The sequence below is a fragment of the Desulfuromonas versatilis genome (genome assembly GCF_019704135.1).
Lineage (GTDB): Bacteria > Desulfobacterota > Desulfuromonadia > Desulfuromonadales > NIT-T3 > Desulfuromonas_A > Desulfuromonas_A versatilis.
The window spans coordinates 2,170,687-2,194,593 of the sequence record NZ_AP024355.1 but is presented as its reverse complement, the minus strand read 5'-3'; the positions used below and the strand labels follow the sequence as shown (position 1 = coordinate 2,194,593).

Here is a 23,907-nt window from a genome sequence, read left to right as displayed (position 1 = left end):
CCATTATCCATTCAAGCCCTCCCCCCTGCCCTGGCCAGTCCACCTTTCCTCGAAAGCAACAAATGCCTTAAAGTATAGACAGGACAAAGACAGCACCAGGGTCCCTCGGAAAAGGAGAATCCTATGGAAACCCAGGAAATGATGGACATATATAAAAAATTCGCGACACCGGGAGCCCCCCACTCGATGCTGGCGGGCATGGCGGGCAGTTGGAACACCATGGGCCGGTTCTGGATGGAACCCGGCAAATCGCCGATGGAATCCGCCGGCCGCAGCGAACAGAAGATGGTCCTGGATGGCCGCTTCCTGCAGCAGCAGTTCACGGGCGACATGATGGGCGCCCCCTTTGCCGGACTCGGCTACACCGGGTACGACAACCACACCGGAAAATACATCTCCACCTGGATGGACACCATGGGCACGGCGATCATGGTCTTCGAGGGGACGGCCAGCGCCGACGGCCGGACCATCAACCAGACCGCCAGCTACGACGACCCGGTCCAGGGCCCCATGGTCTGGCGCTCCGTGACCCATTTCATCGACAACAACACCCTGGAATTCGAGATGTATGCGACGGGCAAAAGCGGCAGGGAAGAGAAGATGATGGAGATCACCTACACCCGCGCGAGGGGCGCGGATTCGATTCTGAAACACTGATCTCGCCCGCCCGGCCCCCTGGGACGGCAGCTCATGGGGCCCCGGGGAGCCGGGGGCGCGGGGCATAACGGGTAAATCCGGCAGTTGGGTAAGCAGCTGCTCGAATCCGACCCTGCACGCTACGGGCATTTGGATCTCGACCAGGTGACGGACGATTACCTGATTACGTGGTCATTCTTGGAGGGGCATCGCCATGTGCGAACGATGACCGGCAATTCGGACCGACCCTGACCCGAAGGAGACGGAGATGACCATAGAACTGCTCGGCGACAATTGCTGGATGTGCCGGCGCCTGGAGAAAAACATCCGCGAGGCCGTTGAGGCCACCCACATACAAGCCGAATATCAGCGGGTGGAGGATCCCGAACGCATGGTGGAATACGGCCTGCTGTCGCTGCCCGGCCTGTCCATCGACGGCAAGCTGGTCTCCGCCGGCAAGCTGCTGTCCACCCGCACCCTGGAGAAAATGCTTGCCCCCCAAGAGCCTACCGGGCCTGAAGAATCGTAACGGTTGGCCGGCAGTTCCGGGGCGTATCTTCCTCTTTAAGCGGACGGCAAGGGGCAATATAAACGACCTGGACAAGAGTAGAGTATCCTGTCCCCGAATCACGAATCACGAATCACGGCTTTCAAGGCTTGTCGGTGCCACTTCCAGCCGGGTGGATAATCAGGCGATCGCCGGGATGAATCGGGCTGCGCAGGTCGATCCGGTTCCAGATCTGAATCGCGGCCAGGGGGACGTTGAATTTTCGGGCAATGCTCGAGAGGTTATCGCCGGACTGAACGATGTAGATCCGCTCCTTCCTCTGCGTGCTCCAGGCCTGGTGCCCCTGGTCGAAGCGCGTCTGAAACCCCGGGGGCGTGTTTTCCGGGACGGCCAGGGTGTAGGTTCCCGCCGCCAGATAATGGCCACGAAGTTCCGGGTTGAGATCCTTGATCCGCTTGAAATCAGTCCGTGCCGCCTGCGCCACCACGGTCAGGCTGGTCTCCTCCCGGCAGGTCAATTCGACGGTGGCAAACCGGTCCGGCGGGTAATAATCCGCCTCCTGCATATGAAAGCCGTAGCGCTCCGGCTGCGTCAGGATCAGTTTGGCGGAAAGAATCCGGAACAGGTAGCGCTGGGTTTCCAGGGGCAGGTAGAGCCGGTAGAAACTGCGGACACCCTGGGTCAGGATTTCCGCCTGCAGCCCCTCCTCCCCCATGTTGTAAGCCGCTGCCGCCAGGCTCCAGGAGCCGAATTTTTCGTGAAGCTCCGAAAAATAGCTCACCGCTGCCTGGGTCGAAGCGGCCAGGCTTCTGCGCTGATCGATGGCCTCGTTGACCGCCAGGCCGTAGCGACGGGCGGTGTCCGGCATGAACTGCCAGTAGCCGATGGCCCCCTTGGGTGAGCCGACGTGCGGCTGCAGGGCGCTCTCGGCAATGGCGATATACTTCAGGTCATCGGGCAGCCCGGCGCGGGAAAGCATGGCTTCGATGGCGGGAAAATAGCGGGAGGAGCGCTTCAGCCACAAAATCGCCTGGTCCCGGTCCCAGAGAGATAGCAGCAGTTCCCTCTCCATGCGTTCGCGCACCTCGGGATCGTCCAGCGGAACCGGCTCACCGCAGAAATCCAGTTTTTTATCCAGGCGGAGGCTTTCCAGCAGTGGCGGAGTCGCCTCCTTCGCGTCAGCGGCAAGCGCCGGCGCGCTGCAAAGCAGGCAGGCCGCCAGCCATCCCAGGCTCCATAAACGACAGAACATTTTCAACAATTTGATCATTTCCTCTATGTTGGGGATTCTAAATTATAGACTTTTTCGGAAGACAAAACAGAGGGGACCGCGAGAAGTTGCTCCTCTTCCGGGACTGTCCACGGGCGCCGGGGTGAGTACGGGAGGTCTCCTCTGCGGGTCAGGCCTGACCCTCGGCATGCGGCATGAGCAGCGGTTCACCCCTCCGCGGGCTTGTACACCAGAGTCCCACTGCACCGCGGGTATTTCGGGCAGCCCCAGAACTGCCGGTCCGAGGCCCTGCCCTGCCGCAAGGTCATCTTCACCCCGCACTGCGGGCAGGTCGGGGTGCGATAATCCCCCGCGATGGCGATATTCAGCAGTTGCAGCTGCTTTTCCGCAGACAGCTTGCGGATCGAAGCGACAAACCTTTTCCCGGAGATCAGCTCCAGCCGTTTGCCCTCGGCAAAGGCCAGCGCTTCGCTGGAAAACTCCCCCGAGATGATGAACTTGCCGTTCGCGACCCCTTCCGCGGCCATGACCCCGTAGAGTTCCCGGACCGGCTTGACGCCCACCCGGTAGGTGGTCCAGGCCTTGCACTGGACGATCCCCACCGCTTTTTCCACCCCCTGCCGGTAAACCCAGATGTCCACCCCGCCGTCGGCGCCGATCCGGGTCTCCTTGGGGGCGAACCCGATCAGCCGCAGGTACTCGGCACAGACCGTCTCGAAGCGTTTCCACTCCAGGGAGCTCAGCAGCTGCAGGCTCCATTCGTCGTGGTCCAGGTCTTCAAAGGGCTCGTCGGCGAGGCTTTCCAGACCCGGACCGGGCGAGGTGCCGGGCTCGGCGGGCTTTCGCGAAGGGGCCCTGCGCCCCAGGGAGAACTCGCCGGTTTTTTTCAACCTGGCGGCTTTCCGGGGCCGGGAGGCTCTCCGGGTGCCGGTGTTCAGCACGTTGACAGCGACAAGAAGGATGAGAAACGGCCAGAAATACCAGGGCAGGTACCTGAAAACGCTGATGGTGGTCAATCCCCTGACCCCCGATTGGGTATTGTGGAGGGCTTCGCCAAGGAGCCCCGGCAAACCCGTTTGCGCCCGCGATTTTTCCCGGGCATTGGAGTAGATCTCCGCAGCGGTGTTCAGGACAAACTGGCGGGTGCCCTCATCCTCCACCATCCGCTCGGCCAGTTCATCCATCCGCGTGCCATCGCCCAGAGCGATCTGCTGGGCATAGGTGTCGTTGAGGATGTCCTTGAGCGGTTGAACAGATGCCTGCCAGCCCCCCTTCTGCGAGCGGATCTCCTGGGCCGTGGCAGAGACGGCCGGGATCTCAGCGGTAATGAACTGGGATTTTTCGGGCTGTCTGAGGTCGAGCTTGAACTTGACGCGGTTGGGCCCGTTGACCACTTCCATGGTCTGGTTTCGGAAGTCGTAGTTTTTTTGCAGCCCCCCGAACTGCTGCCGCAGATTGGTGATGTTCCACGCCGTGTCGAAGTGCACCCAGGTGTAGTTATTGACGGCCAGGCTTCCATAGGCACCGCCGAAGTAATTGGACTCCGGGTATAGTGCGTTGAGCCGCCTGGCGAAGGCCTTGTTGAGTTTGCTTTTGTCGGGGCCGACCTGGGATTCGACCTGGGCATAGATATTCTGCAGGATCAGGCGGTACTGGCTGGCTTTGCCATGAACCTCCCGCCACTTGGTGGCAGTCTCCTGGAAGCCATTGGCCGCATGGGTGGGTGCCGCGAGGGCCAGCAGCACAAGGAGCAGCAGAAAAGCCATGCGCAGCCCAGGACGCAGAAAGCTTTTGCCTGCTCCCCAGGAATTGTTTCGGCCACAGATGCTTTCGTTCAGAACTGCCATTTTGGTACTGGGAAAGGGGAAGAAGAAAAAAATACAGAAGGAGGCGCCGATAAATGCATGGGTCAGACCGGTGGACGTTTGGCCTTCGGCAATCCCTGGACCACCAGCGCATAGGATTCATCGATCATCGCCAGCAGATCCTCATCGGGAATCGAGCCATCAAGCACCACCGTGTTCCAGTGGCGTTTGTTCATGTGGTAACCGGGCAGCACCGCGGGATAGCTCTCCCGCAGGATTTCCGCTTTCAGCGGATCACACTTGAGGTTCACCCGCAGCGGATCTTCATCGGTGCTGACCAGGGCAAACATTTTGCCGCCGACCTTGGACACCAGAGTCACCAGGTCAAAGGGGAAATCTTCGACCGCGCCAGGTTTGGCGGCCAGATAGGCGCGCAGGGCTGTGAAATCCATTTCCACCACTTCGGATATCAGGGGGGAGCTGTGAACTTACCGGGACTGAAGCAATATACTTGAAGACTCAGGGGGCAGACAATTCAAATTGGCCGGGGTGTCCCTTGGGGGCCAGAAAATCGGGTTTTAATCCAACAACTCCGGTTATTTTTGAAGTTTTCCTTTTGAATTACAGCAACTTGTAAACTATTGAAAAATAGTTGAATTTCACTGCTTGACTTCCCCCGGCGCTGCGCTAGAGTAGTAACAAACGGTGACGGAAACGCCGACGAGGAAAAAGTAAAGCGGACGACCCCATATCGTCATCGACAGAAATAAAACCCCTGTCGATAAAACGCTTGAAAATTCGGAAAATGAAAAAATTCCGAAAAAACCCCTCGGCGCTTGCCGTCATCGTTGTTTTTGGGGCCGGGGAAAAAATTTGCCGACCAGCCCGCCCTGCTCCCCGCCCCTGCCGCCATTCAGGTCCACCCACCGACTTACCCCCCCGAACCAGTCCCATTGAATTCACACTGCCGAGCATGATTCTTCCTCCTCGTCCTCGAGAGGTTTTCAAAACAGGAAATCTGGACGAGGGACTTGGACGCAGGTGTTGTCGCTGCGACTTCCCCATTGGTGGGTGAATTAAAATTGCAGGACTTAACCCCGAAGTCGGAAACTACTTCCAGAGTTCTTCGTCCACTTTTTCGAACACCGCTGTATTGCGCTCGAATTCGGCCGCATCTTCCTTACTCCAGGTGCCGGCAAGGTGGCCGAGATCGCTATAGGTGACAACCCGCTTTTTCTTATCGAGACCAAGGGATTCTCGGATAAGCCTCAGGGTCACCGCATTGACGCTGGTCCCCTCTTGTTGCGCTCTCTGTTTCAAGGCTTCGGCGGTTTTCTCGTCGATGCCGCGCAAGGTCATGGTGGCCATGGTGAACTCCTTGTCAAATGCCGGCCAGCAGCAAGCCGTCTATGTGCCGGAAGTGTTCGTCAAGGGTTGCGAGAGCAAGTCCGTGCCGCAGGGTAGCAGCTGCAATCCAGAGGTCATTGGAGGGGATGGGTCGCCCTTGGGAATAAGACTGAAAAATCCCGGCCCCGGCAACCTTCAACTTGCAATCTTGCAAGACTGACTCTCCTGTCGATCTTGGTTCTCACCCTTAGTTATTGCTTAACAGGCTTCTGCCCAATTCAATGGCGACCAAGACATTGGACAGGAACGCGCCCACGAAGGAGGTGGTGGCCCCGGCGCTGAAAGGCCAGGTGCGCATGTTATGCACCTCCTCGCGCCGGCGGCAGAGATAATCGTAATCGCTCCGTAGGCTCTCCAGTTCACCGCCAACCGCATTCACCTCGATTCTGCAGCGCAGTTCGGAGCATTTGTCTTTCAGCTTCTGCTCCTCGACATGCCGGTATCGACTGAGCATCTGGTTGATGTCCAAAGCCGGAACGACAAGGACCAGCAGGGATAGCAGGAAGGGGAAAAGAATCCAGCCCCACATAAGCAACTGCACCCAGGGATTGCCGGCGTGGGACCACTCGGCCAGAAGGATGTAGCTGGCGATCAAAATGCCCGCGAGAAGAGTCACGATACTGAACTTGACCAGGGCCACCCCAAAAAAAGACAGTCCGCCGCACCGGTCCGGCGCGGTGTAGTCAAGTTTGAGCGTGTTGGATTCGGTGAATTTTCGAAAGGTAGCCACCACACCCAAGATGCCCATGGCCGGCAAACCGCAAACGAATCCGGCGATGAAATAGCCAAACAGCAACAGCGATGCGGCGACCGGATCGCTCATGTCGATGCCGAAAAGAACCCCCATTGTCAGGTTGGCGCCGCCGAAAAAGAACCCCGCCAGAAAAAAGTTCCGATCACACAGGTATCTGTTCAGCGGAACCAGGAAGGCGGCGGCATTACCCTTCTCGATATGCACCTGCCAGATGGGGAAGAGGTGGCGCAAGGTCGCCGTTGCATAAAAGAGAAATAACAGGGCGCAAAAGATCAAAACAGCCAGCAGCCAGGACCAGTTTGACAGCGCCGCGGCGCCGACGCGGCCGTAATAGGGCAGAAAGAACGCCAGAGCTACGCAGCCAGCCAATATCAGCTTGCCGACGGCACCAATACCGGGCTTGGCGGCCCACCGCTCGTAAAAAGGGGCAAAGGCAATTTCGCTCACAACAAACCCTCCCTTTCATTTCAGAAATTCAATGCCTGACTGCCCCCCTACCCCTTCAGTAAATTGATGAGAAGGGCAATGCTTTGCCTCAGCGAGTTTGGAAGGGAAAAGGAAAAGGGGACAGATTTATTTCCTCAAGTCGTTCTTCAATTCCGTCTTCGGAGCTCTCACCCACCCCTCCGATTCCCCTCAAACATCTCCGCCGGCATCGCATGCCGCAACCGCCAAACCATCTTGATCGGCCTCTCCCCCTCAAAGCTGACCCGCTCAGCCGGGCCGAGGTAGGTAAACGGCACCGTCACCCCGTTCCTCTTCTTTACATCCCGGGCAAACACCAAAATCGTATAGCCCCGCTGCGCATGGTTAATCAAGTTCTGCCCTGCCTCGCTCGCTTGGGTCGTATTGGACTGGGATTCCCAGTGCAGCAGCTCCCGGCTGATCGGGTAGTCGGCGTACATCGTACTCGGCGAAAATTCCCGCTCCGTCTTCTGGACGGTGACGAGCAGGACATAAGCCCTGAGCTCCCGGCAGTGGACCACCCCCACCCCTCTCTGCCCGGCGGATTCAAGGTTTGCCATTCCCAGGGCCGCCAGAATATCGACGCTGCCGTATTGGGCATGGAGTTCCAGGGGGCAGGAAAAAGGCAAATCGGCAAGGTCGCCGGTGATGCGGGTTTCGTCATCGGCCCAGGCCAACACTTCGTCCAGGTCTTTAAGGATAGAGGGGTTCGCGGAAAGCCGGGAGAAGGATTCATCGAGGCTGGCGATCCCACGATCGGAGCCGGGTTTCCCCCAAAGCCGGTAATGGATCGGCAGGGCCGCTTCCCCTGCCTCGGCCAGCGCCCCCGGGACGTTCGACTGTCGGAGCTGTCCGAGGACGCGCCGGAGCCGGACGATTTCCCGCGGACCAGTCATCCCGGCGGCACGCACCAGGGCCGGCTTAAGCTGGGCGAGGTCAGGGTCGTTGGGTGGCGTTTCGAGTCTGGCCCGGGCTTTCCACTGCGACCAGGTTTCCCGCACCACCAGCGTTTCCGGCTCGTAATCGTGATAGCGCACGAAATTACCAAAGGTCAGCGGTTGCTTTGCCTCCTGCTCGAAAGTCTGTAGCCTTTCCGGAATCTGCAGCTTGAGATTTTTTAAATTCTCGCGGATGTTGGTGAGGACGACGTCCCGAGCAAGGCGGTCGAGCTGGATGGAGCAACCGGCGGGAAGATGAGGGAAATCGAGCTCCACCTCGCGGTCGATAGCGAAGCGAGTTTTCGGCAAAAGCGCCTTCAGTTTGCTGTCGAGGCGGTAGCGCCGGTGCGCTTGCCCGACGAAGTCGAGGACGGTCAGACACTCCTTCCCCGGCGCATGGCGCAGCCCACGCCCGAGTTGCTGAAGGAAGACTGTCAGGCTCTCGGTCGGCCTCAGGAAGAGGACCGTGTTGACCTCCGGCACATCGAGACCTTCGTTGAAGACGTCGCAGGCGAAGATGAAGGTCAGCCGCCCCTCCCGGAAATCCCGCAGGAGTTCTGTCCGCTGCTCGTTCCCCGTCGCGCCGACGAGGGCCGCCGAGGCGATCCCCTGTCGGGTGAACCGTTCGGCCATGAAGCGGGCATGCTCAACAGAGACACAGAAGCCGATCCCCCGCACCAGGGACAGGTCGGGTTCATAGCGCAGGAGCGCTTCGGTGACAACGCGCAGTCGCTGCTCGGCCAGGGCATGGGTGCCGGTATAGACGTTCTCCAGCGCTTGGACATCGTACCGGCCATTGCGCCAGAAGTGGTCGGCATCCAGGGCGACTGGGTCGGCCACGCCGAAGTAGTGGAAGGGGCAGAGGAGTTTCTCTTCCAGCGCTTCCGGGAGTCGAATCTCGGCAGCGAAGCGGTTGGCGAAATCGGCGGCTACGCTTTGGCCGTCCATGCGCTCGGGCGTGGCGGTCAGGCCGAGGAGGATCTGCGGCTGAAAGCGGTCGAAGATGGGGCGGTAGCTGTCGGCGGTGCCGTGATGGGCTTCGTCGATGACGATGTAATCGTAGAAATCCGCCCCCACCTGCTGCCAGAGCTGGCGGCTGCGCAGCATGTCCACGGAGCAAAAAAGATGATCCAGGCGCTCGGCCTGATACGGCCCGACGAGGAGCTCACCGAAGTCGGCGCGGCGCAACACATTGCGGAAGGTGGCAACGGACTGCTCCAGAATCTCGCGCCGGTGGGCGACGAAGAGCAATCGGGCCTGCCCTCTCCTCTCCTCGTAAAAACGCCGATAATCAAAAGCCGCCACCACCGTCTTGCCGGTACCGGTGGCGGCAATCACCAAGTTTCGCCAGTGCCCATGGGCCTTGCGCTCGGCTTCCAGAGCATCAAGAATGCGCTCCTGAAAGGGATGGGGGCGAAGATCGAAGAAGACGGTGGGGATCGCGGTCCCCCGCTGGCTGGCCCGCCGAATCGCTTCCCGCAGCGGCTCAGGCTGATCCGGATCGAAAGGGACAAACTCCCGGCTGTTCCAGTAGGTCTCGAATTCGGCGGCGAATTTCTCCAGAATGTGCGGCATGTCCTGGGCGGTCACCTTGAGGTTCCACTCCAGGCCGCTGGTGATCGCCGCCTGCGACATGTTGGCCGAGCCGATGTAGGCGGTCGAAAAGCCGCTATGCCGTTGGAAATGGTAGGCCTTGGCGTGCAGCCGGGTCCGGTCCGTGTCATAGGAGACCCGCACTTGGACATTGGGGAGCCGGGCCAGCCATTCCACCGCCGTAGCATCCGAAGCGCCCATGTAGGAGGTGGTGATGACCCGCACCGGCACGTTGCGTCCGCGCAGTTCCTCAAAAGCCGGCATCAGCAGACGCAAGCCGGTCCACTTGATGAACGACACCAGGATGTCCACCCCGTCGGCGGAGCGCATTTCGGCCTGCAATTCGTGGACAAGCTGGGGTTCCTTGGGGGAGCCGGTGAAGAGGCTGCTTTCGGCCAGTGGCGTCTTGGGGCGAGGCATGCCCTGGCGGGCGTAATGGGCTGGGGTGATTTCGAGGAGGAGAGATTTTTCGGCGGGAAGGAGTTGCCGGCCGGCTAAGTGCGAGGCTCTTTCCCTGCCGGCTATCAACGCGATCAGTTGATTACACAGCTCAAGGCGGGTGGCCGAGTCGGTTTCCAGCCGCAGGGCCTGCTCGATGACCCTGGCGACAAAGGCGGCGTAGCGCGTCGGCTCCTCTTCAGGGTCGAGCTTGCCGAAAACGGTTCTGAGCTCCGGATGCCGGGCCAGGGCATCGCGAAGAAACTCATCAAAAAGCTCTTCGTATATGCCTTGGGCGACATCCCTCATCGTGCGATTGCCCCGTATGCCTCAAGATATGCTTCGATAATGGGTAAATCGGCTTCGGCCCAGTCCAGCGTGTGCAGCTCCTCCGGCGGCAGCCAGGTAATGGCGGCGTGTTCGTGGAGAACGATCTCGCCCGACTCGATGGAGCAGAGAAACGGATGGAGCGTGACCGCGAATTTGGGATATTGATGAGTACTCGCTGGAAGTTTTTTCCCCACATTCACCGCAATCGCCATCTCTTCCATTAATTCACGGCGAAGGCATTCCTCCGGTGACTCCCCCGGATCGATCTTGCCACCGGGGAATTCCCATTTGAGCGGCAAGCTCATCTCGGCGCTTCGCTGGGCAGCCAGGACATGGCCGTCGTGTTCGATGATGGCGCAGGTGACGTGCAAATGCTTGCGAACGTTCACAATTCTTCCCTCATGGTTTCACCGCCGCAAAACCTTCCCCCGATGCCAAGCCAAACACTCCTGACTCGGCCAGAACCTCCCCTCCTCCGGCCTGAAAATCCCCCGCTCCGAAAGGGTCAGAACATGCCCTGGGAAATTGTTCCCACCCCTAACCTGGCTGGAGATAAGCACTTCGTACTTGCGCCCAACGCTCATCAGCCCCTCGTCGAACCCCCAATGGCAGAGGCGGCAAAGCGCCAGCCCGTTGGTCGGATGATCGTTGCCGCTCTCGCTCCAGGGGTGAATGTGCGCCGCGTCCACCGCGGTATGTCCCTCGGGGGTTAGCATCCTCAGGCCGCATAGAGCGCAGCGGTGCTGGTAGAGACCGACGATCGCCTTGCGGAACCCCTGGTCGCGCACCCTGCGGCCATGCTCGCCGCCGCCGACCTTCTTGGCGTAATCGCCCAACTCCTCGGCAGCCTCAAGCAGCTTGTCGCTGTACCTCTTGGCCTCGTAGTTCACCCTCCCTTGCTCGGCCAGCATCACCCCGATCTCGGGGGCGAAATAGCTCCCGATCAGAACCGCCCGCAATCGCTCCCGCGATTCCCGTTGCAGCAGAAGCGCCCAGAGCTCTTCATCCAGAGAAGCGCCCAGGTAAAGATCCCGCAAGCGGCTCAGAGAGCTGATGACCTTCCCCGGCACGATCTCGGCGCCAGGCTTGGCGAGAAGCTGCCAGAAGCCGTCGCTCTCCAGGTGGTAAAAGGGATAGGCGATAAGCCCCTTGCTCCCCAGGGGCATGGTCCGCGACTAGTAGCCGGCGAAGGTTTCGGCCAGACCGAAACCCGGCGCGATGAAGTTTTTGCGAAGGGTGCCCTGGGCGATGTGATCGATGACGGAGAGCAGCAGAAAAGGTTTGTGCGGGGCCCTGAAGCAGATCTGCGCCGACCAGCGATTGCGGTTTTTGTCGGTGCGGAGCTTCGCGAAAATGTTCAGGTAATGCTCGAGCATGCCCTCTCGCCCCAAACAAAAAAACACCCACCTTCACAAGAAAGATGAGTGCGTCATATCTTCGCTTCCCCAGCACTCACCCCCTTCAGCAGCCCAGCCATCCGCGGCTTTCGGACCTGTTGACTTTGCGTCACCGGATCACTCCGGCTTTGCCTTTTCGGCAGGGTGAAATTTTTCTAAATTAATACCCGCGAATCTACTCCTCCGGGAGCGGAAGGTCAAGGGGAAATTCGGGGATAGATGCCAGTGAGGAGTGACCAGTGACCAGTGAGGGGTGAGGAGTGACGGGGGATGGGGCGATATGGCCTAACGAGTCAGACGTTTTTCATATATCGCGTTTATACATAACGAATGTCCTTCAGGATGGAATCCCTGACTTGGGGTTTTAGACTGGCTTCGGTCGCCAGGTCGATGCGGGCCTGGAGATTGTCCTGAAGGAAATGCAGGAGCCCGAAAAAGCTGCGAAAAGTGTTGTCACTGTTCAGACTGACGACAATATCGATATCGCTTTCGTCCCTGGCCTCATCGCGGGCGTAACTGCCGACCAACCCGAGACGGATAACGCCGAAGCGAGTTTGCAGTTCGTTTTTATGCGCACGAAGGAATGCAAGAACCTGCTCTCTGTCCTGTGTCGCCATGAGAAACTTTCCCGTCGAAGAGGGCATTCAGGAACTAAAATCGATCAACTCTGATATTCTGGCACGATTTCGGGACTCTGTAAACCGAAGCGTGCCAAAGTACGAGGTCCCCTGTCGCCGAAGCATGAAAAGGGTCAGATTCAATTCCCGCTTTTCTTTCTTTCGTAGATCCGGGCCCTGGTCATGCGCTCCCGCAGTCCGCCTTCTTTGATAAACGCCTGTTCCAGATGTTTCAACTGTTTATCCAGAAGGTAACTGGTCACTCGAATCATGCCGATGATCACATTGGCGGATATTTCCGGATCGTCGTTCTCTATGCCCCGCCGAAAAGTTTCGAAATCGGCGTTCGGCTGCCGGTTGAGTTCCCGAAGGCGTCGGGTGTAGGGATGGTCCCTGGTCCATTCACTCATTCCGCGGGTCCGGAGGAAATCGCGATAATCGGCCAACAATTCTTCAAGGCTGGCCCGCGCCACATTGGTCAGTTTGATCTCAAATTCTTTGGAAGTGCCGGAAGCCATGCTGCCCTCGATGATGTTCTGCTTACCTGAACGGGCCGCCTGCACCATCTGGTCATGGGTGCGGCTGCGCCGATCGATGAATCTGTCGCAGAAATAAACCGTGGCATCATAGACGATCTCGGCTTTTCGGTAGGAAAGCAGATTCCTGTAGCCGCCATGGGGCGGAATAAAACCTGTGGTCATGAGCCTCCCTCCTCAAAGGACGAAAAGGACCGCAAAGACATCAAGGCCCAACTGCTATCCCTGCTATCCCTGCTATCCCTGCTATCCCTGCTGTCCCTGAAGTCCTTTCGGTGCCTGAAAAAAAAAAACCGCCCGCCCCTCAGCACCGCTCCCCCGGGCATCAATCAGATCAAAATCTTAAACTACCCTCACAGATATGGCATGTCAACGACAAGGTCCAGTTCCTGTTACCCGGCGACAACCCTCCCGCCAGGCTCCAGAAGCCTTAAAATCAATTCCATTTCCTCTGATATTACGGCCACTTAACAAACCCTGCCCAACTGAAAAACATTCCATTTACTTCCGGTAATGTTTCTGCTAGATTCCCTCGCCGCATCTCGCATGCCATTGAATCCTGCTTATCCATTTTTCAAGGAGAACAAATGATGAAAGGTTGTTTCAAAGCGCTGCTGCCCTGCCTGGTCTCGGCGCTGGTTCTGGCCCTGGCGGTCCCCGCGGCGGCGCGGGCCGAGCTGGTGAAGAAGGTCGATAACTTCATCGTCTTCATCGACCAGTCGGGGTCGATGTCGCAGAAGTACGCCAAGACCGGCAAGAAAAAGATCGAGCTGGCCCTGGAGCAGGTAAAGGGGCTGGACAAGGCCATCCCCGAGCTGGGCTACCAGGGTTCGGTCGCCCTCTCCTCCCCGCAGCAGACCCTGAGCCCCGTGGCGGTCTTCAAATCCGGCGCCCTGGCCTCGGTGGCTTCGGCGGTGGACAGCGACTTCTACATCTTCGGCCGCGAGACCAGCCTGGGTGACGACCTGGGGACCCTGGCGCCCACCCTCAACGGCTTTTCCGGCCGCACCGCCCTGGTGCTGTTCACCGACGGCGACAACAACGCCGGAACCGACCCGGTGGCGGTGGCCAGCGAGCTCTACAACCGCTACGGCAAGCAGCTCTGCATCCACGTGGTCAGCTACGCCGACGAGGACAACGGCAAGCAGATCATCGAGAAGCTGCGCGCCATCTCCGACTGCACGGTGGTGGCCGACGGCAACTCGCTGGCCGCGGAGCCGGCCATGGCCCAGTTCGCCAGGGACGTCTTCTACGGCGAGGGCGCCCCGGTGATCGGCGACGCCGACGGCGACGGGGTGCTCGACGACCGCGACAAGTGTCCGGACACCATCCGCGGGTCGATCGTCGACGCTGACGGCTGCGCCGTCAAGTACACCCTGCAGATCGAGTTCGACTTCGACAAATCCGACATCCGCGCCCAGTACCGCAAGGAGATCGCCAAGGCGGCGGAGTTCATCAAGCGCTACCCCCAGGTGAAGATCCTGGTCGCCGGCCACACCGACAACACCGGCAGCCCCGAGTACAACAAGGGGCTCTCCATGCGCCGGGCCCAGGCGCTCAAGGACTACCTGGTGAAAAACTTCGGCATCAGCCCCGGCCTGCTCTTCCCCCGCGGCTACGGCGAGACCCGCCCGGTGGCCAGCAACAAGACCAAGGACGGCCGGCAGAAAAACCGCCGGGTGGAGTTCATCTGCAGCACCGAGATTCAGCCGGACAAGTAACAACCCAGCCCCGCGAATCAGGGTCGGCCGCCAGCGGCCGGCCCTTTTTTTTTATCTCCGTTTGGGATCAGCGCTGTTTTCCGGTATAATGCCGGGGTTTAAGGGGTGAAATCAGGCACAAACTAGGAGGGAACCATGAAAAAATCGATCCTGCTGAGCGCGGCCATGCTGCTCGCCGCAGCGTCCTGGAGCTGGGCGGTGGAGTCGCCGAATGTGGAATTGGGCAAAAAGCTCTACGAATGGCAGGGGCTGGGGAGCAACGGCAAGAGCTGTTCGAGCTGCCACCCCGGGGGGAAGGGCCTGGAGGAGATTTCGGCCTACGACGACGGGATGCTCATGGAGATGATCAACTTCTGCATCCGCGACGCTCTCAAGGGCGAGATGCTCGCCCCCCAGTCGCAGGAGCTGGAATCGATGCTGCTCTACCTGCGCAGCCTGCCCGGAAAGTAAGGGCGCCGGGCCCCGAAAGGCTGGACCGGGGGGTCCGCCCTCAGCAGCCGCAGCCGCAATTGTGGCAGACCACCTTGTTGCTCCCCTCGGGTTCGACGGTCTCGGGGGCGAAGGCAACCCGGCTGACGCCGCGGCGGATGTCCTCGAACAGGTCGCGGTTGGGGCTGGCGCCGATGATGTGGCCCAGGCAGAGGTTGCCGAAGCCGTCGCGGGGCGAGCGGATGCGCACGCAGTTGAGCAGGTCGCCGTAGCCCTTGACATCGAGCACCAGGTCTTCCTCGCGCTGGTGGTCGAGCTGGATGTCGAAACCGGCGAACTCCTCGCGCAGCCTGGCGAAGAACTCGGCAAAGGCCTGCTCGTCAATTTCGTAGTTCCAGTCCTGTTTCAGGAAGCGACGGCCGTAGAAGACCACGGAAATGTTTTTGGCGCTCAAAACAGTCTCCTGCTGAGGGTTGGTCAGGGTTGGGGCTGAAGCGTCTTGACCCCGGGCAGGGCCGCCGGTTCGCCGGAGAGCGGCTCGCGGCGCAGCCTGGCCGAGCGGAAGCCGGCCTCGCCGGGGCGCAGGTAATCCAGAACCAGGCTGGTCCCCACCTCGCCCCACAGGTAGCGGGAGACCACCTCGGAGAAGTCGCTCCCCTCGAGGGGAAAATCGTCCACCCGCAGGATCAGGTCGCCGGGCTTGAGCCCGGCCAGCGCGGCGGAGCTGCCGGGCAGCACGTTGAGCACCACCAGTTCGCCGCGCACCGTGGGAACCACCTGCAGCCCCACCCCGCCGAACTCCCCGCCAAATGCCGCCGTAACGCCGCTCAGCGCGAGGGCGGCGCCCACCAGCCAGCCAAGCAGCAGCGACCGGCTCCGGCCGGCCGCCCGGCGGCGGATGCCGGGTTCAGGAGCCATGGATCCAGGAGGTATCGCCGCTGCCCTGGCGCAGCACCTCGATCTGGTCGTCAATCAGGCTGATCACCGTGGAGGGGTCCCCCATGAGGATTCCGCCGTCCACCACGTAGTCGAGCATCCGCCCCAGGGAGTTTTCGATCTCCTGGGGGTCGCCGATGGATTCCTCGCCGGAGATGTTGGCGCTGGTGGTGACCAGCGGGTGGCCGAGTTCCTGGACGATGGCCAGAGCGATGGGGTTCTGCGGGATGCGGATGCCGACCGTCTTCTGCTTGGTGGTCAGCAGGTCGGGCACCACCCGGGTCGCCTCCAGCACGAAGGTGTAGGGGCCGGGCAGGTGGCGCTTCATGATCTTGAAGGCGAAGTTGCTCACCTGCGCATAGTTGGCCACATCCGAAAGATCCGAGCAGATGAAGGAGAAGGGCTTGCGCGGGTCGCGCTGCTTGATCTGGTAGATCTTTTTGACCCCCTTCTTGTTGAAAATGTCGCAGCCGATGCCGTAGGTGGTATCGGTGGGGTAGGCAATCACCCCCCCCTGCTTGAGGCACTCGACAATCCGCTTGATCAGGCGGGGTTGGGGATTATCGGGATTGATGGACAGCAGCATGGACTGACTCCCTCTCTGGACATCGGCGCCGTTGACCGGTCGCTCTGACTCAATGGATAAGGCCCCGAAGCGGGCCAACACCTCAGGAGTATACAATAATCCTGGAATTTTTGGAACTGTTCACGGTATCGATGGAGAGCTGGAGACGGGCTGAGGTGGGATTTTTTCGGCAGGCGCTGCCCAACGGAGCACCCGCCCTGGCCGCGGCGGCCTCAGACCAGGTAGACCAGGCCCTCGACCTTGCGCAGCGCGGCGTAGATGGCGTGCAGCTGTTGCTTGCTGTGCAGCAGCACCAGGACGGTCACGCACTGGTACTTGCCTTGGCTGCTGGGGCGCACCTTGAGCGCGTCCATGCTGACATCGACGGTGCCGGCCACGGCTTGTCGGACCCGCTCGGCGAACTCCGGGCCGTTGGGGCCGAAGGCCTTGAAGGCGAAATCGCAGGGGAATTCCATCTGCAGCTGCTCGGTCGGGGTATCCGCCATGGCCTCAGCCCCCGTTGACCCCGGTGTGGCCGAACCCCCCGCCCTCGCGGGCGGTGGCGTCGAGAGACTCGACCTCGGCGAGCAGGGCGCGGCGCACCGGCGCGATCACCAGCTGGGCGATGCGGTCTCCGGAGCTGATGGTGACGGGCTCGGAGCCGTGATTGATGACGATCACCCCGACCTCGCCGCGGTAATCCGCGTCGATGGTCCCGGGCGAGTTGACCAGGGTCACCCCCTGCCTGAGCGCCAGCCCGGAGCGGGGCCGGACCTGGCCTTCGAAACCGGCCGGGATGGCCAGGGCGATTCCCGTCGGAACCAGCACCCGCTCGCCGGCCGCGAGGACGATGGGATTCTCCAGGCAGGCAAACAGGTCCATGCCGGCCGCCAGCTCGGTCATGTAGCGCGGCAGCAGGGCCGCGGGGCGAAGTTTTTTAATGTCGATCCTGATCGCGTCCATGATTTAACAAACCCAGAAATCCACCCGCCCCAGGCAGGCAGGAAATGCTTTAAATTCAGAGCCACAGGGAAAATCTGGCGTCCTTTAAGTCCCTGGAGTCCTTTTGGTCCCTTGACTTCCCCCTCACTCCTCACCCCACAGTCAAATCCAACGGAGTAATATCCGCCTGGGGCAGCTTGCCGACCACCTGCAGGTGCAGCTGCTCGTCCCGGAACAGGGACTGGCCCAGGCGCAGGATGTCCTCCCGGGTGACCTTTTCGAACCCCTGGACCACCTCGCGCAGCGGCGGGTTCTTGCCCAGATAGAGCTCGTTTCTGGCCAGCCGGGTCATCCGGTTGTCGGTGCTCTCCAGGGAGAGCAGCAGGTGCCCCTTGAGCTGCTCCTGGGTGGCCTGCAACTCCTGCTCGGAGACCAGCTCGGTCGTCAGCCGCCGCAGTTCCTTGAGCATCAGGTGCAGCACGCTGCGCGCCTCCTCGGGGGAGGTGCCGGCGTAAAGCACCAGCGATCCGGTGTCCGAGTGGCAGTTCAGGTAGCTGTAGGTGGAATAGGCGAGCCCCAGGTCCTCGCGGATGGACTGGAACAGCCGCGAGCTCATGCTGCCGCCAAGGATGTTGTTGAGCAGGTGCAGGGCGAAGCGGTCGGGGTGGTTCTGGGGCAGGGCGCTGCTGCCCAGGCAGAGGTGGACCTGCTCGAGGTCCTTTTCGATGATATCGACCCCGCGCTGGCAGACCGGGGCCTGGGTCAGACCGGGGGCGACCCCGCCGCCGAGGCCGGCAAAGAACTCGCCGACCTGCTCGAGAACCCTCTCGTGCTCCAGCTCGCCGGCGGCGCAGATCAGGATGTTACCGCCCCGGTAGCGCTGCTCGACGAAGCGCACCAGGTCGCCCCGGGAGAGGCTGCCCACCGACTCCCGGGAGCCGAGGATGGGGCGCCCCAGGGGGTGCCCCGGCCAGAAGTTCTGGGTGAACAGGTCGTGAACCAGGTCCTCGGGCGCATCCTCCACCATGTAGATTTCCTGGAGGATGACCTTGCGCTCCTTCTCCAACTCGTCGAGGTCGAAGAGCGAATGGAGGGCGATATCGGCCAGCAGGTCGATGGCCAGCGGCAGCCGCGGCGAGAGCACCTTGGCGTAGTAGCAGCTGAACTCGCGGCCGGTGAAGGCATTGAGCACTCCACCGACCGAATCGATCTCCCGGGCGATATCCTTGGCGCTGCGCCGTTCGGTCCCCTTGAACAGCATATGCTCCACGAAGTGGGATATGCCGTTCTGCTCAGGGGTTTCGTGGCGCGAGCCGGTTTCGACCCACGCGCCGACGGTTGCCGAGTGAACCCCGGCAACCTGTTCGGTCACGACCCGTATGCCGTTATCGAGGGTAGACTTCCGGATCATCCTCCCAGCGGCGTTCAGCCCTCCTCGGGGAGGCTCAGGCCAAGGGCTTCCTTGCGGGAGAGCTTAATCTTGCCCTGCTTGTCGATCCCCAGGCACTTGACCAGGACCTTGTCGCCTTCATTCAGTACGTCGGTGACGTTGCGCACGCGCTCCTTGTCGAGCTCGGAGATGTGCACCAGGCCGTCGGTGCCGGGGAAGATCTCGACAAAAGCGCCGAATTCCATGATCTTCCTGACAGTGCCCATGTAGAGCTTGCCGACCTCGGCTTCCTGGGTCAGGTCGCGGATCATCTTGATGGCCAACTTGGCCGCGGTCCCCTCGATGGAGGCGATGTTGATGCGGCCGTCGTCCTCGATGTCGATGGTGCAGCCGGTGGCCTCGATGATGCCGCGGATGTTCTTGCCGCCGGAGCCGATGACGGTGCGCACCTGGTCGGGTTTGACGTAGATGGTGGTGATGCGCGGCGCGTGGGGGGCCAGGTCGGGGCGGGGCTTGTCGATCGCCTCGGCCATCTTGCCCAGGATGTGGATGCGCCCCTCGCGGGCCTGCTCCAGGGCCTGCTTCATGATCTCGCGGTTGACCCCGGAGATCTTGATGTCCATCTGCAGGGCGGTGACGCCGGCGGCGGTACCGGTGACCTTGAAGTCCATGTCGCCCAGGTGGTCCTCATCGCCGAGGATGTCGGAGAGCACCGCGACGTCGTCGCCTTCCTTGATCAGGCCCATGGCGATGCCGGCGACGGGCTCGGTGATCGGCACCCCGGCGTCCATCAGCGAGAGGCTCGAGCCGCAGACGCTGGCCATGGAGGAGGAGCCGTTGGACTCGAGGATGTCGGAGACCACGCGGATGGTGTAGGGGAAATCGTCATGCTTGGGCAGCACCTTGGCGATGGAGCGCTCGGCGAGGTAGCCGTGGCCGATCTCGCGGCGGCCGGGGAACAGGCGCATGCTGGTTTCGCCCACGCAGAACGGGGGGAAGTTGTAGTGCAGGAGGAATTTCTTGAACTCCATCCCCTGCACGTTGTCCATGCGCTGCTCGTCCTGGGTGGTGCCCAGGGCGACGGCCACCAGGGCCTGGGTCTCGCCGCGGGTGAACAGGGCGCTGCCGTGAGCGCGGGGCAGCAGCCCGACTTCGGAGGTGATGGGGCGCACGGTGCGGGTGTCGCGGCCGTCGATGCGCACCTTGTCCTTGATGACCATCTGGCGCACCACCCGCTTGGCGATGGAGCCGAGGATGGCGGAGATTTCCCCTTCGCGTCCCTCGAACTCTTCGGCCAGGGCCTCCTTCACTTCGGCCTTGATCTGGTCGACCGCGGCGTAGCGCTCCTGCTTGGTGCGGATCTTGTTGGCTTCGGCCAGGCGCTGCTCGGCCAGCTCGACCACCCGTTTCTCCAGAGCGGCATCGACCTCGGGGACGATGAACTCGCGCTTGGCCTGCCCGACCAGCTCCTGCAGCTTGAGCTGCACGTCGATCAGCGGCTGCAGCGACTGGTGGCCGAAGAAGATGGCTTCGAGCATGTCGTCCTCGGAGACCAGGTCCGACTCACCTTCGACCATCATGATCGCGTCCCGGGAACCGGCGACGACGATTTCGATGTCGCTCTGGGTCATCTGCTCGCGGGTGGGGTTGGCGATCAGCTGCCCCTCGACGCGGCCGACGCGCACCGCGGCGATGGGCCCGGCGAAGGGGATATCGGAAACCACCACGGCGGCCGAGGCGGCGACCATGGCCAGGGTGTCGGGGTCATTGACGAAGTCGATCGAGATGACCGTGGGCATGATCTGGGTTTCGAACAGGTAGCCCTTGGGGAACAGCGGCCGCATGGGGCGGTCGATGAGCCGGCAGACCAGGGTCTCGCGCTCGCTGGCGCCGCGCTCGCGGCGGAAGAACGAGCCGGGGATCTTGCCGCCGGCGTAGAATTTTTCCTGGTAGTTGACGGTCAGGGGGAAGAAGTCCTGCCCTTCGCGCATTTTGCGGGAGGATACGGCGGTGCACAGCACCTTGGTGCCACCGTAGCTGACGACGGTGGCGCCGTCGGCCTGGCGGGCCATCTTGCCGGTTTCGATGATCAGGGGTTGGCCGTTGAATTCTACTTCAACCTTGTGATATGCCATGATGTTCTCCTTGTCGGTCCGGGCAGCGGCTGACGCCTGCCCGTCCCATCTTTTGCAATGGTTTGTTTTACTACAAAAAAATGGCGAAAGGAGGATGGCCTGAGACAGACCCCGCACACCCCCGAGCGGTGTATCGGACCCTCTCTCCGGACAACCTCCAAGCCATTCGCTCCAAAAACGAAAGGCAGCGGCCCTCCCGTGATCTGAAGAGCCTGCTGCCCTGTATTACCTGCGGATACCCAGTTCCTTGATGATCACCTGGTAGCGTTGTACATCCTTGCTCTTCAGGTAATCCAGCAGACGCCGACGTTGACCGACGATCTTGAGCAGCCCGCGACGGGAGTGGTGATCCTTCTTGTGGGTGCGGAAGTGTTCGGTCAGGTAGGTGATCCGCTCGGAGAGCAGAGCGATCTGCACCTCGGGAGAACCGGTGTCCCCTTCATGCTTCTTGAAACGTTCGATGATTTCCTGCTTCTTTTCTGTGGCCAGCACTGTGCCACCTCCTTTTCTACAAATTATCCCAAGAAATTTCCTGGTTTCGGGTTTGAAAGCTTGGACCTTCTATCACAAATAACCCCGGGTGTAAAGAGCTTATGCGCAGCTATCAACCCCGGTTGAACACCCTCAGCAGGCGAAAATCTCCGCGCTGCTCAAGCTCGCGGCCAGGCTCGAAACTGGCGATGGCCAGCAGCCTTGGCCCCTCGTAGAGCAGCGCCCGTTCGCCGGGGCGACAGTTTTCGCCGCCGCGGACCTCGTCCAGCGCGGGGGGAATGCCGTTGCGCAGGCGCCGGCAGGCCTCCTCGACGAGTTGCACCGCAGGGTATTCCCCCAGGGCCTCCCCCAGGCTCAGCCAGGCGGGATGCCCGGCCAGCTCCACCCCCTCGGCGAGCTGCTCGAGGGTGAGGGCCCGTTCGATGGAGAACAGGCCGCTGCGGGTGCGGCGCAGCTCGGTCAGGTGCGCCCCGCAGCCCAGGGCCTGGCCGATGTCGTGTACCAGGGTCCGGATATAGGTCCCCTTGGAACAGTCGACCTCGATGGCCACGGCGGGCAACTCCACCTGCAGAATCTCCAGCCGATGGATGGTGACCGGACGCTCCTCGCGCTCGATTTCGATCCCCTGGCGGGCCAGGCGGTACAGGGGGACGCCATCCTTCTTCAGCGCCGAGTACATGGGCGGAACCTGCCGGATCTCGCCGCGGAAACTCGCACAGGCCCGCTCCACGTCCTGCGGGCCGATCCCCTGCCAGGGGCGCTGCTCGATGACCTTCCCGTCGGAATCCTGGGTGTCGGTGGTTTCACCGAGCTTGAGCCGGGCCCGGTAGGTCTTGTCCCCCTCCATGAGAAACTGCAGCACCCGGGTCCCTTCGCCCACGGCGACCAGCAAAAGCCCGGTGGCCAGCGGATCGAGGGTGCCGGCGTGGCCCACCTTGCGGGTCTTGAGCGCCCGGCGCACCTGGCGCACCACGTCGTGGGAGGTGATCCCCCGCGGCTTGTCGACAATCAGCAGGCCGTCCATGCGCGACTATTTTAAAAGAGCATCCAGCCGGGCAAAGACCGTGGCGCGTACATGGTCGAGTTCCCCCTCGACCACGGCGCCGGCGGCGTTGTGATGACCTCCGCCGCCCAGGGCCCGGGCCAGGGAACCGACGTCGACCTTGCCCTTGGAGCGGAAACCGACCTTGTAGGCGGCCGGGCCGACCTGGCGGAAAAACAGCGCCACCTCGACCCCGCTGATCGACCTGGGGTAGTTGACGAAGCCGTCGGTGTGCTCGGCGGTGGCTCCGGTGCGCACCAGCATTTCGCTGGTGACGCTGACCGAGGCGTAGAGGCGGCAGGGGGAGATGGTCAGGGTGTTCAGGGCTTCGCCCAGCAACTGCAGCCGTTTTTCCGACTGGCTCTCGTACAGCCCCGAAGCCACGCTCCAGGGGTCGACGCCGAGGTCGATCATCTCTCCGGCCACCCGAAAGGCCTCGGGGTCGGCGTTGGAGTATCTGAAGGAACCCGTATCGGAAAGAATAGCCGTGTAAACGCAAAGCGCAACCGCCGGGCTGATGGCAAGCCCTCCCTCCCGGGCGATGCGGTAGATCATGATGCCGGTGGCGCTGGCGTTTTCATCGACGTAGTAGATTTCCCCGAAGTCTTCCGAATGGGGGTGATGGTCGATGTTCACCAGGCTGCGGCAGAGCGGCTTCAGCTCGTTGCCGGCGCGGCGCAGCTCCCCGGCGTCAAGCACGAAACCCGCGTCGAAGGGGGCTTCGCCGGCCAGGCTGCTGACCACCGTCGCGGCCCCGGGGAGAAAGCGGAACGACTCGGGGACCCCGTCCCGATTGAAGGCGACCACCTCCTTGCCCATTTCGCGCAGCAGGTTGGTCAGCGCAAGGGTCGAGGCCATGGCGTCGCCGTCGGGGCTTTCGTGCGAGGCCACCAGGAAGCGCCGGCCCGAGTCAATCTTTTTCAGAATCGCCTTGATCATCACTACTCTTCTCGTGGATGTCCCGCAGCAGGGACTCGATCCGGTTGCCGTACTCCAGGGAGGTATCGAACTTGAACATCAGATCCGGAGTGTATTTCATCCGCAGGTGCTTGCCGATCTCCCGGCGGATGTAGGGAATGGAGCTTTCCAGCCCCTTCTGGGTGGCGGCCCGGGACTTGTCGTCGCCCAGCACGGAGTAATATACCCTGGCCAGGTGCAGGTCAGGGGTGACTTCCACGGCGGTGATGGTCACGAAGCCGATGCGCGGGTCCTTGAGGCCCCGCACCAGCAGCGCGGAGATTTCCTTGTGGATCTGTTCGCCAACGCGATGTGAACGCAGAAATTCCAAAAACTCTATCCTCAGAAGTGGAGAAACTCCACGTAGTGATCACTGACCTGGGCCAGCCCGATGCGATCGATCTCTTGTTCGATGCGAGCGAAGACGCTGTGGCAGTCGCCTTCGCTCTGGCCGACCATGGAGTAGCCGAGCTCGGCCCGCTGCCAGAGATCATGCATGCCGGTCTCGGCGCAGGAGACCGGGAACCGCTCCCGGCAGCGGCCGAGGATCTTGCGCACCACGGCCCGCTTCTCCTTCAGGTTCTGCGGCGCGGGCAGGAACAGTTCGAGACGCAGCACGCCGACCACCATGGCGGGTTCCCCC

28 protein-coding genes and 1 riboswitch are annotated in these 23,907 nt (G+C 61.5%); of the genes, 4 read left to right on the top strand and 24 right to left on the bottom strand.

Annotation, left to right across the window (positions count from 1 at the left end):
* Positions 1-123: 123 nt before the first annotated feature.
* Positions 124-657 carry a DUF1579 domain-containing protein gene (locus DESUT3_RS09805; protein ID WP_221252301.1) on the top strand — a complete coding sequence of 178 codons (534 nt, stop codon included), beginning with the start codon at positions 124-126 and terminating at the stop codon, positions 655-657.
* Between the two features lie 247 nt (positions 658-904).
* The gene (locus tag DESUT3_RS09800) at positions 905-1,165 is read left to right on the top strand and encodes a thioredoxin family protein (RefSeq protein WP_221252300.1); all 261 of its coding nucleotides are present in this window, start codon (positions 905-907) and stop codon (positions 1,163-1,165) included.
* A gap of 121 nt (positions 1,166-1,286) precedes the next feature.
* On the opposite strand, the gene DESUT3_RS09795 is transcribed toward DESUT3_RS09800, so the two are convergent.
* From DESUT3_RS09795 to DESUT3_RS09745, 12 genes are all read right to left on the bottom strand, one after another.
* Positions 1,287-2,414 carry a lytic transglycosylase domain-containing protein gene (locus DESUT3_RS09795; protein ID WP_225911665.1) on the bottom strand — a complete coding sequence of 376 codons (1,128 nt, stop codon included), beginning with the start codon at positions 2,412-2,414 and terminating at the stop codon, positions 1,287-1,289.
* A 167-nt stretch (positions 2,415-2,581) separates the two neighbouring features.
* Positions 2,582-4,141 carry a restriction endonuclease gene (locus tag DESUT3_RS09790; protein WP_221252299.1) on the bottom strand — a complete coding sequence of 520 codons (1,560 nt, stop codon included), beginning with the start codon at positions 4,139-4,141 and terminating at the stop codon, positions 2,582-2,584.
* Positions 4,142-4,284: 143 nt separating this feature from the next.
* Complete coding sequence (locus tag DESUT3_RS09785) at positions 4,285-4,632, bottom strand: MmcQ/YjbR family DNA-binding protein (protein ID WP_221252298.1); 348 nt, start codon at positions 4,630-4,632, stop codon at positions 4,285-4,287.
* A gap of 658 nt (positions 4,633-5,290) precedes the next feature.
* Positions 5,291-5,548 carry a FitA-like ribbon-helix-helix domain-containing protein gene (locus tag DESUT3_RS09780; protein WP_221252297.1) on the bottom strand — a complete coding sequence of 86 codons (258 nt, stop codon included), beginning with the start codon at positions 5,546-5,548 and terminating at the stop codon, positions 5,291-5,293.
* A 13-nt stretch (positions 5,549-5,561) separates the two neighbouring features.
* Positions 5,562-5,726, bottom strand: coding sequence for a PIN domain-containing protein (locus tag DESUT3_RS21310; protein WP_404827043.1), 165 nt, complete (start codon positions 5,724-5,726; stop codon positions 5,562-5,564).
* Positions 5,727-5,774: 48 nt separating this feature from the next.
* The gene (locus DESUT3_RS21380) at positions 5,775-6,788 is read right to left on the bottom strand and encodes a hypothetical protein (RefSeq protein WP_221252296.1); all 1,014 of its coding nucleotides are present in this window, start codon (positions 6,786-6,788) and stop codon (positions 5,775-5,777) included.
* A 167-nt stretch (positions 6,789-6,955) separates the two neighbouring features.
* Complete coding sequence (locus tag DESUT3_RS09770) at positions 6,956-10,084, bottom strand: DUF3427 domain-containing protein (RefSeq protein WP_221252295.1); 3,129 nt, start codon at positions 10,082-10,084, stop codon at positions 6,956-6,958.
* Complete coding sequence (locus DESUT3_RS09765) at positions 10,081-10,497, bottom strand: (deoxy)nucleoside triphosphate pyrophosphohydrolase (RefSeq protein ID WP_404827041.1); 417 nt, start codon at positions 10,495-10,497, stop codon at positions 10,081-10,083. The genes DESUT3_RS09770 and DESUT3_RS09765 overlap by 4 nt, the downstream gene beginning before the upstream one ends.
* A gap of 15 nt (positions 10,498-10,512) precedes the next feature.
* Positions 10,513-11,271: an HNH endonuclease gene (locus DESUT3_RS09760; protein ID WP_221252293.1), complete on the bottom strand. Its 759-nt coding sequence runs from the start codon at positions 11,269-11,271 to the stop codon at positions 10,513-10,515.
* A 9-nt stretch (positions 11,272-11,280) separates the two neighbouring features.
* A complete protein-coding gene (locus tag DESUT3_RS09755; RefSeq protein WP_221252292.1) occupies positions 11,281-11,481 on the bottom strand; it encodes a hypothetical protein in 201 nt (66 codons plus the stop codon).
* An 84-nt stretch (positions 11,482-11,565) separates the two neighbouring features.
* A riboswitch (cyclic di-GMP riboswitch) is annotated at positions 11,566-11,645 on the bottom strand.
* Positions 11,646-11,819: 174 nt separating this feature from the next.
* Complete coding sequence (locus tag DESUT3_RS09750) at positions 11,820-12,119, bottom strand: nucleotidyltransferase family protein (RefSeq protein ID WP_221252291.1); 300 nt, start codon at positions 12,117-12,119, stop codon at positions 11,820-11,822.
* A 140-nt stretch (positions 12,120-12,259) separates the two neighbouring features.
* Positions 12,260-12,820: a four helix bundle suffix domain-containing protein gene (locus DESUT3_RS09745; RefSeq protein WP_221252290.1), complete on the bottom strand. Its 561-nt coding sequence runs from the start codon at positions 12,818-12,820 to the stop codon at positions 12,260-12,262.
* A 422-nt stretch (positions 12,821-13,242) separates the two neighbouring features.
* On the opposite strand from DESUT3_RS09745, the gene DESUT3_RS09740 reads away from it, so the two are divergent.
* Complete coding sequence (locus DESUT3_RS09740) at positions 13,243-14,376, top strand: OmpA family protein (RefSeq protein ID WP_221252289.1); 1,134 nt, start codon at positions 13,243-13,245, stop codon at positions 14,374-14,376.
* 135 nt (positions 14,377-14,511) lie between these two features.
* Positions 14,512-14,826, top strand: a complete 315-nt coding sequence (locus tag DESUT3_RS09735; protein WP_221252288.1) for a cytochrome-c peroxidase — start codon at positions 14,512-14,514, stop codon at positions 14,824-14,826.
* Between the two features lie 40 nt (positions 14,827-14,866).
* Here DESUT3_RS09735 and DESUT3_RS09730 read toward each other — a convergent pair whose 3' ends face one another.
* The 12 genes from DESUT3_RS09730 to DESUT3_RS09675 form a co-directional block, all read right to left on the bottom strand.
* Positions 14,867-15,259, bottom strand: coding sequence for a hypothetical protein (locus tag DESUT3_RS09730; RefSeq protein WP_221252287.1), 393 nt, complete (start codon positions 15,257-15,259; stop codon positions 14,867-14,869).
* Between the two features lie 23 nt (positions 15,260-15,282).
* Complete coding sequence (locus DESUT3_RS09725; protein WP_221252286.1) at positions 15,283-15,723, bottom strand: S41 family peptidase; 441 nt, start codon at positions 15,721-15,723, stop codon at positions 15,283-15,285.
* Positions 15,713-16,327 carry an L-threonylcarbamoyladenylate synthase gene (locus tag DESUT3_RS09720; protein ID WP_221252285.1) on the bottom strand — a complete coding sequence of 205 codons (615 nt, stop codon included), beginning with the start codon at positions 16,325-16,327 and terminating at the stop codon, positions 15,713-15,715. The genes DESUT3_RS09725 and DESUT3_RS09720 overlap by 11 nt, the downstream gene beginning before the upstream one ends.
* Positions 16,328-16,539: 212 nt before the next feature.
* Entirely contained in the window at positions 16,540-16,812 is a 273-nt protein-coding gene (locus DESUT3_RS09715; protein WP_221252284.1) for a YbeD family protein, read from the bottom strand.
* 4 nt (positions 16,813-16,816) lie between these two features.
* On the bottom strand, positions 16,817-17,269 hold the full coding sequence (gene dut, locus DESUT3_RS09710; protein WP_221252283.1) for a dUTP diphosphatase: 453 nt from the start codon (positions 17,267-17,269) through the stop codon (positions 16,817-16,819).
* 130 nt (positions 17,270-17,399) lie between these two features.
* Positions 17,400-18,659 (bottom strand): M16 family metallopeptidase, encoded by a 1,260-nt coding sequence (locus tag DESUT3_RS09705; RefSeq protein WP_221252282.1) that lies wholly within the window; start codon positions 18,657-18,659, stop codon positions 17,400-17,402.
* Positions 18,660-18,673: 14 nt separating this feature from the next.
* On the bottom strand, positions 18,674-20,773 hold the full coding sequence (gene pnp, locus DESUT3_RS09700; RefSeq protein WP_221252281.1) for a polyribonucleotide nucleotidyltransferase: 2,100 nt from the start codon (positions 20,771-20,773) through the stop codon (positions 18,674-18,676).
* Positions 20,774-20,998: 225 nt separating this feature from the next.
* Positions 20,999-21,265 carry a 30S ribosomal protein S15 gene (rpsO, locus tag DESUT3_RS09695; protein ID WP_221252280.1) on the bottom strand — a complete coding sequence of 89 codons (267 nt, stop codon included), beginning with the start codon at positions 21,263-21,265 and terminating at the stop codon, positions 20,999-21,001.
* 112 nt (positions 21,266-21,377) lie between these two features.
* Positions 21,378-22,289, bottom strand: coding sequence for a tRNA pseudouridine(55) synthase TruB (truB, locus tag DESUT3_RS09690; protein WP_221252279.1), 912 nt, complete (start codon positions 22,287-22,289; stop codon positions 21,378-21,380).
* 6 nt (positions 22,290-22,295) lie between these two features.
* Entirely contained in the window at positions 22,296-23,246 is a 951-nt protein-coding gene (locus tag DESUT3_RS09685; protein ID WP_221252278.1) for a DHH family phosphoesterase, read from the bottom strand.
* Positions 23,218-23,595 (bottom strand): ribosome-binding factor A, encoded by a 378-nt coding sequence (locus DESUT3_RS09680; protein WP_221252277.1) that lies wholly within the window; start codon positions 23,593-23,595, stop codon positions 23,218-23,220. The genes DESUT3_RS09685 and DESUT3_RS09680 overlap by 29 nt, the downstream gene beginning before the upstream one ends.
* A gap of 11 nt (positions 23,596-23,606) precedes the next feature.
* Positions 23,607-23,894 (bottom strand): DUF503 domain-containing protein, encoded by a 288-nt coding sequence (locus DESUT3_RS09675; protein WP_221252276.1) that lies wholly within the window; start codon positions 23,892-23,894, stop codon positions 23,607-23,609.
* Positions 23,895-23,907 lie beyond the last annotated feature (13 nt).

Coding starts and splice junctions, on each gene's coding strand:
- DESUT3_RS09800 (WP_221252300.1), top strand. CDS start 905: ATGACCATAGAACTGCTCGGCGACAATTGCTGGATGTGCCGGCGCCTG.
- DESUT3_RS09675 (WP_221252276.1), bottom strand. CDS start 23,894: ATGGTGGTCGGCGTGCTGCGTCTCGAACTGTTCCTGCCCGCGCCGCAG.
- DESUT3_RS09755 (WP_221252292.1), bottom strand. CDS start 11,481: ATGCTCGAGCATTACCTGAACATTTTCGCGAAGCTCCGCACCGACAAA.
- DESUT3_RS09745 (WP_221252290.1), bottom strand. CDS start 12,820: ATGACCACAGGTTTTATTCCGCCCCATGGCGGCTACAGGAATCTGCTT.
- DESUT3_RS09715 (WP_221252284.1), bottom strand. CDS start 16,812: ATGGCGGATACCCCGACCGAGCAGCTGCAGATGGAATTCCCCTGCGAT.
- DESUT3_RS09795 (WP_225911665.1), bottom strand. CDS start 2,414: ATGATCAAATTGTTGAAAATGTTCTGTCGTTTATGGAGCCTGGGATGG.
- DESUT3_RS09790 (WP_221252299.1), bottom strand. CDS start 4,141: ATGGCTTTTCTGCTGCTCCTTGTGCTGCTGGCCCTCGCGGCACCCACC.
- DESUT3_RS09720 (WP_221252285.1), bottom strand. CDS start 16,327: ATGCTGCTGTCCATCAATCCCGATAATCCCCAACCCCGCCTGATCAAG.
- DESUT3_RS09770 (WP_221252295.1), bottom strand. CDS start 10,084: ATGAGGGATGTCGCCCAAGGCATATACGAAGAGCTTTTTGATGAGTTT.
- DESUT3_RS09785 (WP_221252298.1), bottom strand. CDS start 4,632: ATGGATTTCACAGCCCTGCGCGCCTATCTGGCCGCCAAACCTGGCGCG.
- DESUT3_RS09705 (WP_221252282.1), bottom strand. CDS start 18,659: ATGATCCGGAAGTCTACCCTCGATAACGGCATACGGGTCGTGACCGAA.
- DESUT3_RS09760 (WP_221252293.1), bottom strand. CDS start 11,271: ATGCCCCTGGGGAGCAAGGGGCTTATCGCCTATCCCTTTTACCACCTG.
- DESUT3_RS09805 (WP_221252301.1), top strand. CDS start 124: ATGGAAACCCAGGAAATGATGGACATATATAAAAAATTCGCGACACCG.
- truB (WP_221252279.1), bottom strand. CDS start 22,289: ATGGACGGCCTGCTGATTGTCGACAAGCCGCGGGGGATCACCTCCCAC.
- DESUT3_RS09685 (WP_221252278.1), bottom strand. CDS start 23,246: ATGATCAAGGCGATTCTGAAAAAGATTGACTCGGGCCGGCGCTTCCTG.
- DESUT3_RS09725 (WP_221252286.1), bottom strand. CDS start 15,723: ATGGCTCCTGAACCCGGCATCCGCCGCCGGGCGGCCGGCCGGAGCCGG.
- dut (WP_221252283.1), bottom strand. CDS start 17,269: ATGGACGCGATCAGGATCGACATTAAAAAACTTCGCCCCGCGGCCCTG.
- pnp (WP_221252281.1), bottom strand. CDS start 20,773: ATGGCATATCACAAGGTTGAAGTAGAATTCAACGGCCAACCCCTGATC.
- DESUT3_RS09750 (WP_221252291.1), bottom strand. CDS start 12,119: ATGGCGACACAGGACAGAGAGCAGGTTCTTGCATTCCTTCGTGCGCAT.
- DESUT3_RS09780 (WP_221252297.1), bottom strand. CDS start 5,548: ATGGCCACCATGACCTTGCGCGGCATCGACGAGAAAACCGCCGAAGCC.
- DESUT3_RS09735 (WP_221252288.1), top strand. CDS start 14,512: ATGAAAAAATCGATCCTGCTGAGCGCGGCCATGCTGCTCGCCGCAGCG.
- DESUT3_RS09740 (WP_221252289.1), top strand. CDS start 13,243: ATGATGAAAGGTTGTTTCAAAGCGCTGCTGCCCTGCCTGGTCTCGGCG.